The sequence below is a fragment of the Streptomyces sp. NPDC050842 genome (assembly GCF_044456565.1).
In the GTDB taxonomy this organism is placed as follows: Bacteria; Actinomycetota; Actinomycetes; order Streptomycetales; family Streptomycetaceae; genus Streptomyces.
Window position 1 is genome coordinate 141,158 of sequence record NZ_JBITGA010000001.1, and the last position, 15,939, is coordinate 157,096.

Genomic DNA, 15,939 nt, shown 5'->3' on the forward strand with positions numbered 1-15,939 from the left:
CGGAGGCGAACCGAGCCTCTAGAAACCAGGCCCGCCGGGGAGGTCGTCGGCTTCGGCCAGGCGGCCCCAGAGGAGGTCGGCGAGGCTGCTGACCAGGTCGGCGCGGGAGCAGGGGCGCTCGCCGAGCCACCAGTCGCCGGCCGCGTGCATCATGCCGACGATGCCGTGGCCCCAGATCCGGGCCTGGACGTCGGCGGCGGGGCCGAGGTCGACGCGTTCGGCGATGACCTGGCCGAGCTCCTCGCCCATGCGGCGCAGCAGCGGGGCCGAGTGCCGGCCGACGTCGAAGCCCTGCTCGGACTGGTGCGACTCCTCCGCCGGGTGCATGAGGAAGCGGTAGACCTGCGGCATCGCCTCGATCGAGGCGAGGTACGTGTCGAGGGTGCCCTCGACGCGGCGGCGCCGGTCGGAGGGGGCGTCGAGCGCGGCCCGGAGCGCCGAGAGGAGCGCGTCCGTGTGGCGGGTGGCGAGAGCGCGGTAGAGGCCGCCCTTGTCGCCGAAGTGCCGGTAGAGGATCGGCTTGGTGATGCCGGCCTCCGCCGCGATGGCGTTCATGGACGCCTTGGGTCCGTCCCGGAGCACCACCCGGTCCGCCGCCTCCAACAGTTCGCGCCTGCGCTGTTCCGCGGGCTTCTGCTGGTCGGTGGTCCGGTGTGTGATGTCCATAAGCGTGTCTCCCCGCCCGTGCGATTCCGTGAGGCTGTCGCAACGTAACACCCGTGCGGCACCCTGTGCCGGGCGGCCCGAACCGCTCCGTCGCAGGTTGACAGCCCGTACCCGCCGGTAACAGACTGCTGTTACCGCAAGTAACGTACTGCTGGGAGGGAACTATGGCCGAGTTCACGCTCGAACTCAACGACGACCAGAAGCAGGTCCGCGACTGGTTGCACGGGTTCGCCGCCGATGTGATGCGCCCTGCGGCGGCCGAATGGGACGAGCGTGAGGAGACACCCTGGCCGATCATCCAGGAGGCCGCCAAGCTCGGAATCTACTCCCTCGACTTCTACGCCCAGCAGTTCTTCGACCCGACCGGCCTCGGCGTCCCGATGACCATGGAGGAGCTCTTCTGGGGCGACGCGGGCATCGCCCTCTCCATCGTCGGCACCGGCCTCGCCGCAGTCGGCGTCCTCGCCAACGGCACCGAGGAGCAGATCGGCACCTGGGTCCCGCAGATGTACGGCGACGCGAACGACGTCAAGCTCGCCGCCTTCTGCTCCTCCGAGCCCGACGCCGGCTCCGACGTCGCCGCCATGCGGACCCGGGCCGTCTACGACGAGGCCAAGGACGAGTGGGTCCTCAACGGCACCAAGACCTGGGCGACCAATGGCGGCATCGCCAATGTCCACGTCGTCGTCGCCGTCGTCGACGCCGAGCTCGGCTCCCGGGGGCACGCCTCCTTCATCGTGCCGCCGAACACCCCCGGCCTCTCGCAGGGGCAGAAGTTCCAGAAGCACGGCATCCGCGCCTCCCACACCGCCGAGGTCGTCCTGGAGGACGTCCGGATCCCCGGCCACTGCCTCCTCGGCGGCAAGGCCAAGCTCGACGAGCGCCTCGCCAGGGCCCGCGAGAAGGCGAAGGCGGGCGGTGGCGAGAGGGTGAAGAACGCCGCCATGGCCACCTTCGAGGCCTCCCGCCCGGCGGTCGGCGCCATGGCCGTCGGCACCGCCCGCGCCGCGTACGAGGTCGCCCTCGACTACGCGAAGACCCGTGTGCAGTTCGGGCGCCCGATCATCGAGAACCAGGGCGTCGCCTTCCAGCTCGCCGACATGGCCACCCAGATCGACGCGGCCCGGCTCCTCGTCTGGCGCGCCTCCTGGATGGCGACCGCCGGCAAGCCCTTCACCGCGGCCGAGGGCTCCATGTCCAAGCTGTACGCGAGCGAGGTCGCCAAGCAGGTCACCGGCCAGGCCATCCAGATCCTCGGCGGCAACGGCTACACCCGCGAGTACCCGGTGGAGCGGATGCACCGCGACGCGGCCATCTACACGATCTTCGAGGGCACGAGCGAGATCCAGCGCATGGTGATCAGCCGCGCGCTCGCCAAGTAGCGGCGACGGAGGAGGCGGGGCGGTGCCGAACCGTCCCGCCCCTCGGCCTGCGTGCGGGCTCACACGAGACAGAACTCGTTGCCCTCCGGGTCCTGGAGCACCACCGCGTAGTAGTCCATGCCGTTCGGCTCGTCCATCGCGTACAGGATCGTGGCGCCCAGGGCCGTCAGGCGGGCCACCTCGCCGTCCACGCGCTCCCGGCGCAGCGCGAGCGGGACGTCGCGGCCGCCGCCGACCTTGAGGTCGAGGTGCACGCGGTTCTTGACGGTCTTGGGCTCCGGCACCTGCTGGAACCAGACGCGGGGGCCCACGCCCTTCGGGTCGACGATGGACTCGGGCAGTTCCCCGGCGTCGTCGCCCAGCTCGTCCTCGGGCACGCCGATCGCCCGCCAGTACTCCCGCCACGTGGCGTGCCCCGCAGGCGGCGGGTCGGGGATGTACCGCAGGGCCTCCAGCCAGAACGGCACGAGTCGCTGGGGGTCGGCGCAGTCGATCGTCAGTTGCAGGGTGAGCTCGGGTCGGTCCATGGAACGAGCCTCGCAGACGCCACTGACAGTCGCCCGAAGGCCGCACGGCAGCCGCCGACAGCCGCACCACAGCCGCGCGGGCCGGACCAACCGGCCGGATTCGGACGGGTGTTCAACGCCACCTACTTGTGGGTTACTTCCTGGGGGAGAATCGCCCCGCCGGTGACGACCAAGGGGGAACCGATCATGGCCACCACCACCCGGGCAGAAGCGCCCGAACTCGCGGGACTCCCGCTGCTCGGCTCCATGTTCGACCTCAAGAACGACTCGCTCGGCACCTTCCTGCGGGCCCAGCGCGAGCTCGGCGACGTCGTCCGGATATCCGCCGGGCCGCCCGGGATCCGCGCCACCGTCTACGGCGTCTTCTCCGCCGAGGGAGCGCAGCAGGTCCTCGCCGGCGAATCGGCCAACTTCCGCAAGGACAACGCCTTCTACCAGGAGGTACGCGAGTCCTTCGGCAACGGCCTGCTCACCAGCCAGGACGAGGACTACCTCCGCCAGCGCCGGCTCGTCCAGCCCCTCTTCACCAAGCGCCGCGTCGACGGCTACGCCGCCGCCATCGCGGCCGAGGTCACCACCCTCACCGAGGAATGGCAGGAGGACGGCGCCCTCACCGTCGACGTCCTCCAGCAGATGACCCGGCTCGCGCTCCGCGCCGTCGCCCGCATCCTCTTCGGCACCGACGTCGACGCGGCCGTCGAGATCGTCGAGCGCTGCTTCCCCGAGGTCGGCGCCTATGTCCTCCGCCGCGGCTTCTCCCCGCTCAACACGCCCCGCGCCTGGCCCACCCCCGGCAACCGCCGGGCCGCCGACGTCCACAAGGCGCTGTACGAGGTCTGCGACCGGATCATCGCCGAGCGCCGGGAGTCCGGCCGCGCCCCCGGTGACGGACAGGACCTCCTCACGCTCCTCGCCGAGACCGAGAGCGCCGAGGACGGCAGCTTCAGCGCCACCGAACTCCGCGAACAGGTCCTCGTCTTCCTCGTCGCGGGCCACGAGACGACCGCGACCTCCCTCGGCTTCGCCCTCCACCTCCTCGGCCTTCACCCGGAGGTCCAGAAGCGGGCGCACGAGGAGGTCGACCGGGTCCTCGCGGGGCGCACGCCCGGCGCCGCCGACCTGGACGCCCTGCCGTACGTCACCCAGGTGCTCAAGGAGGCCATGCGGCTCTTCCCGGCCGCGCCCGCGATCGGCCGCCGGTCCGTCGCCGCCACCGAGATCGACGGCGTCGCGATTCCGGCCGGCGCGGACGTCATCGTCGCCCCCTGGGTCACCCACCGCCACCCGGCCTACTGGGAGGACCCGGAGCGCTTCGACCCCGACCGCTTCACGCCCGAGGCGGAGGCCGCCCGCCCCCGGTACGCCTGGTTCCCCTTCGGCGGTGGACCCCGTGCCTGCATCGGCCAGCACTTCTCGATGCTGGAGTCGGTGGTCGCCCTGGCGATGCTCCTCCAGAAGTACGACTTCGAGGCCGTCGACACCGAGGTCCCGGTCGCGGCCGCGATCACGCTCCAGGCGGCGGGCCCGGCCCGCTGCCGGCTCCGCCCCCGTACTCCCTGACCCCTTGCATACGGAAAATGCCACGGCCCCCGGACACCGTCACCCGACGGCGTACGGGGGCCACACCCGCATCACACGAGCCGCGTCAGACGAGCCGCGTCAGACGAGCTGCGCCTCGATCGCGGAGACGACCTCCGCGGCCTCCGGCTCGGTGCGCGGGCGGAAGCGGGTGACCGCGCCGTCCTTGCCGACGAGGAACTTCTCGAAGTTCCACTGGACGTCGCCGGCCTCGCCCTCGGCGTCCGCGACCTTGGTCAGCTCCGTGTACAGCGGGTGGCGGCCGTCGCCGTTGACGTCGGCCTTCTCCAGGAGCGGGAAGGACACCCCGTACGTCGCCGAGCAGAAGGTCTGGATCTCGTCCGCGCCGCCCGGCTCCTGGCCCGCGAACTGGTTGCAGGGCACTCCGAGCACCGTGAAGCCGCGCTCCCCGTACGCCTTCTGCAGCCGCTCGAGGCCCGCGTACTGCGGGGTCAGACCGCACTTCGAGGCCACGTTCACGACAAGGACCGCGTGGTCCCGGTAGTCGGCGAGGGACACGGGCTCCCCGGTCAGGGTCGTCAGGGGGATGTCGTACAGGCTCATGGACCGCTCCTGGTGGAAATGGGGTTTGATCTCTCCATGGGTGACGAACGACTGGCGATCGCGATCGATTCCGCATCGGAGGAGCCCCACCGGGTGTGGTGCCGCCTCTGCGGCCGCCCCCTGACCGGCGCCGACTCCCGCCGCACGGGCCTCGGCCCGACCTGCGACGCCAAACTCCACCCGCCGGGCCCCGACATCCGCTCCCGTCGCCACGAGGTCGTCCAGGACACCCTCCCGGGCATCGACGACGGACCGTAGGGCCTTTGCGGCTCCAGCCCCGGGACCCCGGGGGACGCTATCAGGCGGCAAATCGATCGCCCAGGGAAATTCGGTTCGGCACAGTGATCGTCGATGAGAGCGAAACCCGAGCCACCGGAGTCCTGAAATGTCGACACTGCGCGTCACCGCCGAAGTCCTGACCGTCCACCCCCACCCCAACGCCGACGCCCTGGAGCTCGCCCAGGTCGGCCTCTACCGGGCCGTCGTCGCCAAGGGCGCCTACCGGACCGGGGACACGGCCCTCTACATACCGGAGCAGGCGGTCCTGCCCGCCGCCCTCGTCGACGAGCTCGGACTGACGGGCCGCCTCGCCGGGAAGCAGTCCGACCGCGTCAAGGCCGTACGCCTGCGCGGCGAGCTGTCGCAGGGCATCGTGTGCCGCCCCGGCGCGCTCGCGGACGCCGACCTGGACCGGGCGGCGGCCGAGCGGACCGACTTCGCGGAGACGCTCGGCATCACCAAATGGGTCCCGCCGGTCCCGACCACCATGAACGGCGACGTCGAGTCCGCTCCCGACCTGCTGCCCTGGGTCGACATCGAGAACCTCCAGCGCTACCCGGACGTCTTCGAGCCCGGCGAGCCCGTCGTCCTGACGGAGAAGCTCCACGGCACGGCCTGCCTGCTGACCTGGCACGCCGAGGGCGGGCGCGTCCAGGTCACCTCCAAGGGATACGGGGCGAAGGGCCTCGCCCTCCAGGAGGACCCGCGCAACCTGTACTGGCGCGCCGTCCACGCGCACGGCCTGCCCGCCGTCGCTGAGCGGCTCGCCACGCGCCTCGGCGCCCGCCGCGTCGGGTTCTTCGGCGAGGTCTACGGAGCCGGGGTCCAGGACCTCGCGTACGGCGCCGACGGCCGCTCCGAGACCGTCGGCTACGCGCTCTTCGACGTCTCGGCCGAGATCGACGGCCAGGTCCACTGGCTGACCCCGGCGGAGGTCCTCGCGCCCGGCGAGGTCCCCCTCGTCCCGTGCCTCTACTCCGGCCCGTACGACCTGGACACGGTCCTCGCGCACGCCAGCGGCCGGGAGACGGTCTCCGGGCGGGAGACGCACCTGCGGGAGGGCGTCGTCATCCGACCCGCCACCGAGCGGTACAGCCCGGTCGTCGGCGGCCGGGCGATCGCCAAGGCGGTCAGCCCGGCCTACCTGACCCGCAAGGGCGGCACGGAGTACGAGTGACCGGACCCGCTCGGAGCCTCAGAGCTTCCTGAACAGGCCCTCCTGGACCACCGACACGAGGAGGCGCCCCTCGCGGTCGTAGATCCGGCCCCGCGCGAGCCCCCGGCCGCCCGTGGCGATCGGCGACTCCTGGTCGTACAGGAACCACTCGTCGGCGCGGAACGGCCGGTGGAACCACATCGCGTGGTCCAGCGACGCCATGTCGAAGCCCCGTGGACCCCACAGGGGCTCCACGGGGATCCGGACCGCGTCCAGGAGCGTCATGTCCGAGGCGTACGTCAGCGCGCAGGTGTGGACCAGCGGGTCGTCGCCCAGCGGCCCCACGGCCCGCATCCACACCGCGCTGCGCGGATCCGCGCCCGTGACCTCGTCCTGGGTCCAGCGCAGCCGGTCCACGTACCGGATGTCGAAGGGCTGGCGGCGGGCCATCCGCTCCAGGGCCTCCGGCAGCGCGCCCAGGTGCTGGCGGATCTCGTCGGCGAGGTTCGGCAGGCTCTCCGGGTCGGTCAGATGCCGCGGCGGCAGCTGATGCTCGAAGGCGCCGTCCTCCGGCTTGTGGAAGGAGGCCGTCAGATTGAAGATCGTCCGCCCCTCCTGGACCGCCGTGACCCGGCGGGTCGTGAACGACCGGCCGTCCCGCACCCGCTCCACCTGGTACACGATCGGCACGCCGGGCCGGCCGGGACGCAGGAAGTAGGCGTGCAGCGAGTGCACCGGCCGGTCGCCCTCGGTGGTCCGGCCGGCCGCGACGAGGGCCTGTCCGGCGACCTGCCCGCCGAAGACCCGTTGCAGCGACTCCTGCGGGCTGCGCCCACGGAAGATGTTGACCTCGATCCGCTCCAGATCGAGCAGATCGACGAGCCTCTCGGCGGGGTTGGTCACGACGGGTCTCTCCTCTACAGCTGTCCGACGGACGTCACGCGGACCACCGCGCGGCCCTCCTCGTCGGAGGCCGCGAGATCCACCTCCGCGCTGACGCCCCAGTCATGGTCGCCGTTCGGGTCGGCGAAGGTCTGCCGGACGCGCCACAGGCCGTGCGCCGCGTCCTCCTCGATGGCGAGGAGCTTGGGGCCGCGCGCGTCCGGACCCGTACCGAGGTCGTCGTACTCGTCCCAGTACGCGTCCATCGCCTCGCCCCACGCGTCCGCGTCCCAGCCGGACGCCGCGTCGAGCTCGCCCAGCGCGTCCACGTTGTCGAGCGCCGCCAGCTCCACCCGGCGGAACATCGCGTTGCGCACGAGGACCCGGAAGGCGCGGGCGTTCGCCGTGACCGGCTTGACCTGGTCGGCCTTCTCCTGGGCCTCCTCGGCCGTCTGGACCTCCGGGTTGGCCAGCTGCTCCCATTCGTCGAGCAGCGAGGAGTCCACCTGTCGCACCATCTCGCCGAGCCAGGCGATCAGGTCCTCCAGGTCCTCGGTCTTCAGGTCGTCCGGGATGGTGTGGTCGAGCGCCTTGTACGCGCTCGCGAGGTAGCGGAGGACGATGCCCTCGGTCCGCGCCAGCTCGTACCAGGACGTGAACTCGGTGAAGGTCATGGCGCGTTCGTACATGTCACGGATGACCGACTTCGGCGACACCGGGTGGTCGCCGACCCACGGGTGGGACTTCCGGTAGACGTCGTACGCGTGCCAGAGGAGCTCCTCCAGCGGCTTCGGGTACGAGATCTCCTGGAGCCGCTCCATCCGCTCCTCGTACTCGACGCCGTCGCGCTTCATCTGCCCGACGGCCTCGCCGCGCGCCTTGTTCTGCATGGCGGCGAGGATCTGGCGAGGGTCGTCGAGCGTCGACTCCACCACCGACACCATGTCGAGGGCGTACGACGGAGACTCCGGGTCGAGCAGGTCGAAGGCGGCGAGCGCGAACGTCGACAGCGGCTGGTTGAGCGCGAAGTCCTGCTGGAGGTCGACGGTCAGCCGGATCGTGCGGCCCTCGGCGTCCGGGGTGTCCAGCTGCTCCACCACACCGCCGTCGAGCAGCGAGCGGTAGATCGCGATGGCCCGGCGGATGTGCCGCAGCTGCGCCTTGCGCGGCTCGTGGTTGTCCTCCAGGAGCTTGCGCATCGCGTCGAAGGCGTTGCCCGGCCGGGCGATCACCGAGAGCAGCATGATGTTGGTGACCTTGAAGCGCGAGGTCAGCGGCTCGGGCTCGGAGCCGATCAGCCTCTCGAAGGTGGTGTCGCTCCAGGCGACGAAGCCCTCCGGGGCCTTCTTGCGGACGACCTTGCGGCGCTTCTTCGGGTCGTCGCCCGCCTTCGCGAGCGCCTTCTCGTTCTCGATGACGTGCTCGGGCGCCTGCGCGACCACGTAACCGGCGGTGTCGAAGCCGGCGCGGCCCGCGCGGCCCGCGATCTGGTGGAACTCACGGGCCCGCAGCGTGCGCACCCGGGTGCCGTCGTACTTGGTCAGCGCCGTGAACAGCACCGTACGGATGGGCACGTTGACGCCGACGCCCAGCGTGTCCGTCCCGCAGATCACCTTCAGCAGACCGGCCTGGGCCAGCTTCTCGACGAGCCGCCGGTACTTGGGCAGCATGCCGGCGTGGTGGACGCCGATGCCGTGGCGGACGTACCGCGAGAGGTTCTGGCCGAACTTGGTGGTGAAGCGGAAGTTGCCGATCAGCTCGGCGATCCTGTCCTTCTCCTCGCGCGTGCACATGTTGATGCTCATGAGCGACTGCGCCCGCTCGACGGCCTGCGCCTGCGTGAAGTGGACGATGTAGACGGGGGCCTGCTTGGTCTCCAGGAGCTCCGTCAGGGTGTCCGTGATCGGCGTGAGCTCGTACTCGTACGACAGCGGCACCGGCCGGGTCGCCGAGCGGACCACCGAGGTCGGCTTTCCGGTCCGCCGGGTCAGGTCCTTCTCGAACATCGACACGTCGCCGAGCGTCGCCGACATGAGGATGAACTGCGCCTGCGGCAGTTCGAGGATCGGGATCTGCCAGGCCCAGCCGCGGTCCGCCTCGGCGTAGAAGTGGAACTCGTCCATGACGACCTGGCCGATGTCGGCGTACTTGCCGTCGCGCAGGGCGATCGAGGCGAGGACCTCGGCCGTGCAGCAGATGACCGGCGCGTCCGCGTTCACGGAGGCGTCGCCCGTGAGCATGCCGACGTTCTCCGTGCCGAAGAGCTTGCACAGGTCGAAGAACTTCTCCGACACCAGCGCCTTGATGGGCGCCGTGTAGAAGGTGACCTGGTCGTTCGCCAGGGCCGTGAAGTGCGCCCCGGCCGCGACCAGCGACTTCCCCGAGCCGGTCGGGGTCGAAAGGATCACGTTCGCCCCGGACACCACCTCGATCAGCGCCTCCTCCTGGGCCGGGTAGAGCGTGATGCCCTGGTCCTCGGCCCAGGAGGAGAAGGCCTCGAAGAGGGCGTCGGGGTCGGCGGTCGGCGGAAGCTGATCGATAAGGGTCACGCCCCCCATCTTGCCTGGATTCCGCTCGGATGAGGGAACCGGCCGGAGGCCTTCTTGATCACGGACGGTAGGCTCGTCCGTCGACCGGTCGTCAACTGAGCGCCGGCGCACGAGAAACGGGGCGGCAGCGAACCATGATGGGACCGGCGCACTCACTGTCCGGAGCGGCGGCCTGGCTGGGTGTGGGAGCGGCCGCCGCCAGCTTCGACAAGCCCATGCCGTGGCCGGTCCTCCTGGTCGGGGCCCTCATCTGCGCGGGCGCCGCCCTCGCTCCCGACCTCGACCACAAGTCGGCGACGATCTCCCGCGCCTTCGGGCCGGTCTCCAAGGGCCTCTGCGAGATCGTCGACAAGCTCTCGTACGCCGTCTACAAGGCCACCCGCTCCTCCGCCGACCCCCGCAGGTCCGGCGGGCACCGGACCCTCACCCACACCTGGCTCTGGGCCGTCCTGATCGGCGGCGGTGCCTCCGTCGCGGCGGTCACCGGCGGCCGGTGGGCGGTCCTGGCCATCCTCTTCGTCCACCTGGTCCTCGCCGTGGAAGGCCTGCTGTGGCGGGCCGCCCGGATGTCCAGCGACGTCCTGGTCTGGCTGCTCGGCGCGACCAGCGCCTGGATCCTCGCGGGCGTGCTCGACAAGCCCGGAAACGGCGCGGACTGGTTCTTCACCGGCCCCGGCCAGGAGTACCTGTGGCTCGGCCTGCCGATCGTCCTCGGCGCCCTCGTCCACGACATCGGCGACGCCCTGACGGTCTCCGGGTGCCCGATCCTGTGGCCCATTCCGGTGGGCCGGAAGCGCTGGTACCCGATCGGCCCGCCGAAGGGGATCCGCTTCCGGGCCGGCAGCTGGGTCGAGCTGAAGGTCCTCATGCCCGCCTTCATGCTGCTCGGCGGGGTCGGGGGAGCGTCGGCGCTCGGCTTCTTCTAGTTCTTCCAGTTCTTCTCGGAGCCGGTGCTTCTACGACCCGGTCCGGGGGACGCCCAGTGTCCGTACGAGCTGGGTCAGTTCCTCCTGGAAGAGTTTGTCCGGGCTCGCGGTCTGGCGGCGCAGGTGCCCGTAGACCTCCAGGGTCACCAGGCCGTGCAGATGCCCCCAGAGGCGCAGGGCCAGCGCGATGGCGGCGGGCGGGAGCTCGGGGAACGCCGGCCGTACCTTGTCGAGGAGTCCGGCGTCGAAGTCGGACCAGGTGAACGCGGAGTCCCGGTACTGGGGTTCGGCGTACGGCCAGGCCGCCGCCGCGAGCCCGGCGAGGCCGGTGCACACCCGGCGGGCCGCGTCCGGGGCGGGTCCGCCCTCCGGTGCCCGGTAGCCGGGTACCGGGTCGCCGTAGATCAGCCGGAAGCCCTCCGGGTTGGCCAGGGCCCAGTCGCGGAAGGCCCGGGACCAGGCCAGGATCCGGGCGGCCGGGTCCCCGGAGGGGGCGGTCGCCCAGGCCGCGTCCACGGCGTCGGCCAGGGCGGAGTACACGTCGTCGATGAGCGTGGTGACCAGGTCGTCGCGGGTGGCGAAGTAGCCGTAGATCGCGTTGGCCGTCATGCCCATCTCGCGGGCGATGGCCCGCAGCGTGATCGCGTCGGGCCCGCCGGAGGCCATCAGCCGCAGGGCCGTGTCCTTGATCTCGGCCGTCGTCTCGGCCCGTAGCCGCTCACGGCGTCCCAGGCCGGCCCGCGGGGCCGCTGTCCGTGCTTCCGATGTCCCGGTCATCCGGGAACCCTACCGCTCCACTGAGGGGCGTAGGAAAACTGCACGCCGTGAACTTCACGGCGTATAGTTTTCGCACGGCGTCACGTACGTCGCGTCGTGGATGTGATCACAGGGGAGAGTCATGCGCATCGGAGTCATCGGAGCCACCGGCACCATCGGCAGCCGCGTCGTCGCGGAGGCCCTGGAACGCGGGCACCACATCAGGGCCTTCGGCCGCGACACCACCGAGGCGGCGGCCGGTGAGACCCGTGAGAACATCACCTGGGCGAGCCTCGACGTCCTCGACCCCGAGGGCATCGCCGCCGTCCTGCCCGGGCTCGACGTCCTGATCAGCGCCTTCCAGCCCGGCAACGCCGCCCGCGACCTCACCGACACCGTGCGGCGCTCCATCGCCGACGCCACCGTCTACGCCACCGCGGCCCGCGCCCTGCTCACGGCCCTGGAGACCCACCCCAGGACCCGACTGATCGTCATCGGCGGCGCCGGCAGCCTGGAGATCGAGCCCGGAGTGGTGCTCGCCGACGCGGAGGAGCGGCTCCACGAGACCCTCGACTCCGTCGGGCTGCCCCGCGCCTACGCGGCGGCGGTACGCGGCCACCGGGACGCCCTGAACGTGCTGCGCACCTCGAACCGCAGGTGGACCTACTTCAGCCCCGCCGAGGACATCGCGCCCGGCGAGCGCACCGGCCGCTTCCGCGTCGGCGAGGACCAGCCGGTCCGGGACGCCGAGGGACGCAGCCGCGTCTCGGCCGAGGACGCCGCCGTGGCGCTCGTCGACGAGGCGGAGCTGCCCCGCTTCGTCCAGCGCCGGTTCACCATCGGCTACTGAGCGATCGGCTGGTACGGAGGAGGGGGGCGCCGGCCGGCGCGCCCCCACCCCCTGGGGTCAGCCGTGCCAGGACCGCCACAGCGCCGCGTACGCCCCGTCGGCCGCCACCAGCTCGTCGTGGCTGCCGAGCTCGCTGATCCGGCCGGCCTCCACCACCGCGATCAGATCGGCGTCGTGCGCGGTGTGCAGCCGGTGCGCGATGGCCACGACCGTACGCCCGTCGAGCACACGGGCGAGGGACCGCTCCAGGTGCCTGGCCGCCCTCGGGTCGAGCAGCGAGGTCGCCTCGTCCAGGACCAGCGTGTGCGGGTCCGCGAGGACGAGCCGGGCGAGCGCGACCTGCTGCGCCTGCGCCGGCGTGAGCGAACGGCCGCCCGAGCCGACCTCGGTGTCCAGGCCCTCCTCGAGGCCCCGGGCCCACCCCTCCGCGTCCACCGCGGAGAGGGCCTCCCAGAGCTCGGCGTCGGCGGCGCCGGTCCGGGCGAGCAGCAGATTGTCCCGGAGCGAGCCGACGAAGACGTGGTGCTCCTGATTGACCAGGGCCACGTGCTCGCGGACCCGCTCGGCGGGCATCCGCGCCAGCTCGGCGGCGCCGAGCGTGACCGAGCCCGTCCGCGGGGCGTAGATGCCCGCGAGCAGTCGGCCGAGCGTGGACTTGCCCGCGCCCGACGGGCCCACCAGGGCGAGCCGGGTGCCCGGCGCCACCTTCAGCGACACCTCGTGCAGCACGTCGACGCCCTCGCGGTAGCCGAACCGGACCTCGTCCGCGTGGACGTCGCGCCCGTCCGGCCGTACCTCGTGGTCGCCCGCGGCCGGTTCGATGTCCCGGACGCCGACGAGCCGGCCCAGCGAGACCTGCGCGACCTGGAGCTCGTCGTACCAGCGGAGGACGATCCCGATCGGGTCCACCAGCATCTGGGCGAGCAGTGCGCCCGTCGTCAGCTGGCCCACGTCGATCCAGCCCTGGAAGACGAAGACCCCGCCGAGGAGGAGGACGCCGCACAGCACCGTCGTGTGCGTGAGCGTGACGACGGGGAAGAGCACCGACCGCAGGAAGAGCGTGTACCTCTCCCACGCCACCCACTCGGTGATGCGCCGGTCGGAGAGGGCGATCCGCCGCTCGCCGAGGCGGTGCGACTCCACGGTGCGGCCCGCGTCGACCGTCTCGGCCAGCGCGGCGGCCACCGCTGCGTACCCCGCGGACTCCGAGCGGTACGCGGACGGCGCCCGCTTGAAGTACCACCGGCAGCCCACGATGAGGACCGGCGCCGCGAGCAGGGCCGCGAGCGCGAGCGGCGGCGCGGTGACCGCGAGCCCGCCGAGCAGCAGCCCCACCCAGACGACACCGATGGCCAGCTGGGGCACGGCCTCGCGCATCGCGTTGGCCAGCCGGTCGATGTCCGTGGTGATGCGGGAGAGGAGATCGCCCGTCCCGGCCCGTTCGAGGACGCCGGGCGGCAGGCCCACGGAACGGACGAGGAAGTCCTCGCGCAGATCGGCGAGCATCTCCTCGCCGAGCATCGCCCCGCGCAGCCGGACGAGCCGCACGAAGAACGTCTGGACCAGCAGGGCGACCGCGAACAGCGCGACCGTCCGCTCCAGATGGAGGTCGCGGGCCCCTGCGCTCAGCTCGTCCACCACCGAACCGAGGAGGTACGGGCCGGCCATCGAGGCGATCACGGCGATCGCGTTCACCCCGATGAGCAGCGCGAACGCCCTGCGGTGGCGGCGCAGCAGCTCCCGTACGTAGATCCGTACGGTCGCGCCGGCCGCGACGGGCAGTGTCGTCGCCGTCGTGGGGGCCGCCGGGTCGTACTCCGGTGGCGCCAGGCCGATCATGCCGTTTCCCCTTCCAGTGCTTCGAGTTCATCGGCGAGGCGACTCACCGTGGCGAGCTCCTCGTCCGTCTCGCGTGTGACGACCGCGCGGTAGCGGGGCTCGGCGGCGAGCAGTTCGCGGTGGGTGCCGACAGCGACCGCCTGGCCCTCGTGGATGAGGACGACCCGGTCGGCGCGGTCCAGGAGCAGCGGCGAGGAGGCGAGGACCACGGTGGTCCCGCCTTCGCGCAGCCGGGCGATCCCGTCCGCCACCCGGGACTCGGTGTGCGAGTCGACCGCCGAGGTGGGCTCGTCGAGGACGAGCACCTCCGGGTCGGTCACCAGCGAGCGGGCGAGCGCGAGCCGCTGGCGCTGGCCGCCGGAGAGAGACCGGCCCCGCTCGGTGATCCGGGTCCGCATCGGGTCTCCGTCGGTGTCGACGGAGGCCTGGGCGAGCGCGTCGAGGACGTCGCCGCACTGGGCGGCGGCGAGCGCGTCCTCGGCCCGGACCGCGCCCGACGAGGGCACGTCGAGGAGCTCGCGGAGGGTGCCCGAGAGCAGGACCGGGTCCTTGTCCTGGACGAGGACGGCCGCACGGGCGTCCGCCAGTGGCAGCTCGTCCAGCGGGACCCCGCCGAGCAGGACCGAGGTGTGGGCCCGCTCCTCGGTGTCCTCTTCGGCCGGGTGGCCGCCGAGTCGGTCCGCGAGCCGTCCGGCCAGGTCCGGGTCGCCGCAGACGACGGCCGTGAACCGGCCGGCCGGGGCGAGCAGCCCCGTCAGCGGGTCGTACAGATCGCCGGTCGCCTCGCGCTCCTCGCCCGTGGTGCCGGTGGTGGTCGTGGTGCGGGTCAGCGCGAGGACCCGGGCGGCCCGCTTCGCCGACGGCCGGGAGAAGGAGAAGGCCATCGCGATCTCTTCGAAGTTCCGCATCGGATGATGCGTGAGGGCCACGGCGCCGTAGACGGTGACGAGTTCGCCGACCGTGATCCGCCCGTCGAGCGCGAGCCGCGCGCCGTACGCCACCACGACGATGAGCAGGATGCCGGGCAGGAGGACCTGGATCGCGGCGATCAGCGCCCACATCCGCGCGCTGTGCACGGCGGCCTTGCGGACCTCCTGGGACGCGGCCCGGTAGCGGCCGAGGAACAGCTCCTCGCCGCCGATGCCGCGCAGGACGCGGAGCCCGGCGACGGTGTCGGAGGCCAGCTCCGTGGCCTTGCCCGCCTTCTCGCGCTGGACGTCCGCCCGGCGGGTCGCGCGGGGGAGGAGCGGCAGCACGGCGAGGGCGAGGACGGGGACGCCGATGGCGACGACGACGCCCAGCGCGGGCTGGTAGACGACGAGGGCCACGCAGACGATCAGCAGGGAGAGGGCCGCGGCGGCGAACCGGGACAGCGCCTCGACGAACCATCCGATTTTTTCGACGTCGCCCGTGGACACGGATACGACTTCGCCCGCGGCGACCCGCCGGGTCAGGACCGACCCGAGCTCGGCGGTCTTGCGGGAGAGAAGCTGCTGGACCCGGGCGGCGGCGGTGATCCAGTTGGTGACGGCGACGCGGTGCAGCATCGTGTCGCCGACCGCGATCGCGAGCCCGAAGGCCACGAGCAGGCCCGCGGCGAGGCCGAGCCGCCCGCCGTCACGGTCCACGACCGCCTGCACGGCGACGCCGACGCCGAGCGGCAGCCCGGCGATGCCCAACTGGAGGAGCAGTCCCCAGAGGAGGGCCTTCACCTGCCCGCCGAGCTGGTTGCGGCCGAGCCAGAGGAGGAACCGGGTGCCCGAGCGGACATCGGGGACCCCTGGGTCGGCGTAGGGAAGATCTCGAATCTGCATGGCGTCCCAGGGTCTCCGGGTCTGTCTGGTGGATCGCGCGCCGGGGGTGCGACGGCGGAGGGGAAACCGTGCAAGGTTCGCTTTTTCCCCACGGCGCGGCAATCGATTTTCCCCATGAGGGAACAGATCGCGCCATGTCCGCTCATCGTCCTCTGGACCACGCCGTGGTGA

General features: G+C 72.0%; 14 protein-coding genes. 6 read left to right on the plus strand and 8 right to left on the minus strand.

Annotated elements, in window-relative coordinates:
* Positions 1–18 precede the first annotated feature (18 nt).
* Positions 19–666, minus strand: coding sequence for a TetR family transcriptional regulator (locus tag ACIBG6_RS00705; RefSeq protein WP_399220282.1), 648 nt, complete (start codon positions 664–666; stop codon positions 19–21).
* A gap of 164 nt (positions 667–830) precedes the next feature.
* On the opposite strand from ACIBG6_RS00705, the gene ACIBG6_RS00710 reads away from it, so the two are divergent.
* Positions 831–2,048: an acyl-CoA dehydrogenase family protein gene (locus tag ACIBG6_RS00710; protein ID WP_399220283.1), complete on the plus strand. Its 1,218-nt coding sequence runs from the start codon at positions 831–833 to the stop codon at positions 2,046–2,048.
* A gap of 59 nt (positions 2,049–2,107) precedes the next feature.
* Here the strand turns inward: ACIBG6_RS00710 and ACIBG6_RS00715 are convergent, their stop codons facing one another.
* Positions 2,108–2,575, minus strand: coding sequence for a VOC family protein (locus ACIBG6_RS00715; protein ID WP_399220284.1), 468 nt, complete (start codon positions 2,573–2,575; stop codon positions 2,108–2,110).
* A 186-nt stretch (positions 2,576–2,761) separates the two neighbouring features.
* Between ACIBG6_RS00715 and ACIBG6_RS00720 the strand changes: the two genes are divergently transcribed.
* Positions 2,762–4,135 carry a cytochrome P450 gene (locus tag ACIBG6_RS00720; protein WP_399220285.1) on the plus strand — a complete coding sequence of 458 codons (1,374 nt, stop codon included), beginning with the start codon at positions 2,762–2,764 and terminating at the stop codon, positions 4,133–4,135.
* A 99-nt stretch (positions 4,136–4,234) separates the two neighbouring features.
* On the opposite strand, the gene ACIBG6_RS00725 is transcribed toward ACIBG6_RS00720, so the two are convergent.
* The gene (locus ACIBG6_RS00725) at positions 4,235–4,717 is read right to left on the minus strand and encodes a glutathione peroxidase (RefSeq protein WP_399220286.1); all 483 of its coding nucleotides are present in this window, start codon (positions 4,715–4,717) and stop codon (positions 4,235–4,237) included.
* A gap of 36 nt (positions 4,718–4,753) precedes the next feature.
* On the opposite strand from ACIBG6_RS00725, the gene ACIBG6_RS00730 reads away from it, so the two are divergent.
* Entirely contained in the window at positions 4,754–4,975 is a 222-nt protein-coding gene (locus tag ACIBG6_RS00730; RefSeq protein WP_399220287.1) for a DUF6011 domain-containing protein, read from the plus strand.
* A gap of 127 nt (positions 4,976–5,102) precedes the next feature.
* Entirely contained in the window at positions 5,103–6,173 is a 1,071-nt protein-coding gene (locus ACIBG6_RS00735; RefSeq protein ID WP_399220289.1) for an RNA ligase (ATP), read from the plus strand.
* A gap of 18 nt (positions 6,174–6,191) precedes the next feature.
* Here the strand turns inward: ACIBG6_RS00735 and ACIBG6_RS00740 are convergent, their stop codons facing one another.
* A complete protein-coding gene (locus ACIBG6_RS00740) occupies positions 6,192–7,055 on the minus strand; it encodes an acyl-CoA thioesterase II (RefSeq protein ID WP_329624749.1) in 864 nt (287 codons plus the stop codon).
* A 14-nt stretch (positions 7,056–7,069) separates the two neighbouring features.
* Positions 7,070–9,583: a DEAD/DEAH box helicase gene (locus ACIBG6_RS00745; RefSeq protein WP_399220291.1), complete on the minus strand. Its 2,514-nt coding sequence runs from the start codon at positions 9,581–9,583 to the stop codon at positions 7,070–7,072.
* A 134-nt stretch (positions 9,584–9,717) separates the two neighbouring features.
* Here ACIBG6_RS00745 and ACIBG6_RS00750 point away from each other — a divergent pair, with 134 nt between their 5' ends.
* Positions 9,718–10,509, plus strand: coding sequence for a metal-dependent hydrolase (locus tag ACIBG6_RS00750; RefSeq protein WP_399220292.1), 792 nt, complete (start codon positions 9,718–9,720; stop codon positions 10,507–10,509).
* Between the two features lie 30 nt (positions 10,510–10,539).
* On the opposite strand, the gene ACIBG6_RS00755 is transcribed toward ACIBG6_RS00750, so the two are convergent.
* Complete coding sequence (locus ACIBG6_RS00755; RefSeq protein WP_399220294.1) at positions 10,540–11,286, minus strand: TetR/AcrR family transcriptional regulator; 747 nt, start codon at positions 11,284–11,286, stop codon at positions 10,540–10,542.
* A 121-nt stretch (positions 11,287–11,407) separates the two neighbouring features.
* Between ACIBG6_RS00755 and ACIBG6_RS00760 the strand changes: the two genes are divergently transcribed.
* On the plus strand, positions 11,408–12,115 hold the full coding sequence (locus ACIBG6_RS00760; protein WP_399220295.1) for an NAD(P)-dependent oxidoreductase: 708 nt from the start codon (positions 11,408–11,410) through the stop codon (positions 12,113–12,115).
* Between the two features lie 57 nt (positions 12,116–12,172).
* Here the strand turns inward: ACIBG6_RS00760 and ACIBG6_RS00765 are convergent, their stop codons facing one another.
* Entirely contained in the window at positions 12,173–13,954 is a 1,782-nt protein-coding gene (locus ACIBG6_RS00765) for an ABC transporter ATP-binding protein (protein WP_399220296.1), read from the minus strand.
* Positions 13,951–15,768 (minus strand): ABC transporter transmembrane domain-containing protein, encoded by a 1,818-nt coding sequence (locus tag ACIBG6_RS00770; RefSeq protein WP_399220297.1) that lies wholly within the window; start codon positions 15,766–15,768, stop codon positions 13,951–13,953. Before ACIBG6_RS00770 ends, ACIBG6_RS00765 begins: the two co-directional genes overlap by 4 nt.
* Positions 15,769–15,939 lie beyond the last annotated feature (171 nt).

Bases quoted from the DNA above. Each gene is read 5' to 3' on its own strand.
- ACIBG6_RS00760 (WP_399220295.1), top strand. From the start codon at position 11,408: ATGCGCATCGGAGTCATCGGAGCCACCGGCACCATCGGCAGCCGCGTC.
- ACIBG6_RS00730 (WP_399220287.1), top strand. From the start codon at position 4,754: ATGGGTGACGAACGACTGGCGATCGCGATCGATTCCGCATCGGAGGAG.
- ACIBG6_RS00735 (WP_399220289.1), top strand. From the start codon at position 5,103: ATGTCGACACTGCGCGTCACCGCCGAAGTCCTGACCGTCCACCCCCAC.
- ACIBG6_RS00715 (WP_399220284.1), bottom strand. From the start codon at position 2,575: ATGGACCGACCCGAGCTCACCCTGCAACTGACGATCGACTGCGCCGAC.
- ACIBG6_RS00765 (WP_399220296.1), bottom strand. From the start codon at position 13,954: ATGATCGGCCTGGCGCCACCGGAGTACGACCCGGCGGCCCCCACGACG.
- ACIBG6_RS00770 (WP_399220297.1), bottom strand. From the start codon at position 15,768: ATGCAGATTCGAGATCTTCCCTACGCCGACCCAGGGGTCCCCGATGTC.
- ACIBG6_RS00725 (WP_399220286.1), bottom strand. From the start codon at position 4,717: ATGAGCCTGTACGACATCCCCCTGACGACCCTGACCGGGGAGCCCGTG.
- ACIBG6_RS00705 (WP_399220282.1), bottom strand. From the start codon at position 666: ATGGACATCACACACCGGACCACCGACCAGCAGAAGCCCGCGGAACAG.
- ACIBG6_RS00720 (WP_399220285.1), top strand. From the start codon at position 2,762: ATGGCCACCACCACCCGGGCAGAAGCGCCCGAACTCGCGGGACTCCCG.
- ACIBG6_RS00755 (WP_399220294.1), bottom strand. From the start codon at position 11,286: ATGACCGGGACATCGGAAGCACGGACAGCGGCCCCGCGGGCCGGCCTG.
- ACIBG6_RS00750 (WP_399220292.1), top strand. From the start codon at position 9,718: ATGATGGGACCGGCGCACTCACTGTCCGGAGCGGCGGCCTGGCTGGGT.
- ACIBG6_RS00710 (WP_399220283.1), top strand. From the start codon at position 831: ATGGCCGAGTTCACGCTCGAACTCAACGACGACCAGAAGCAGGTCCGC.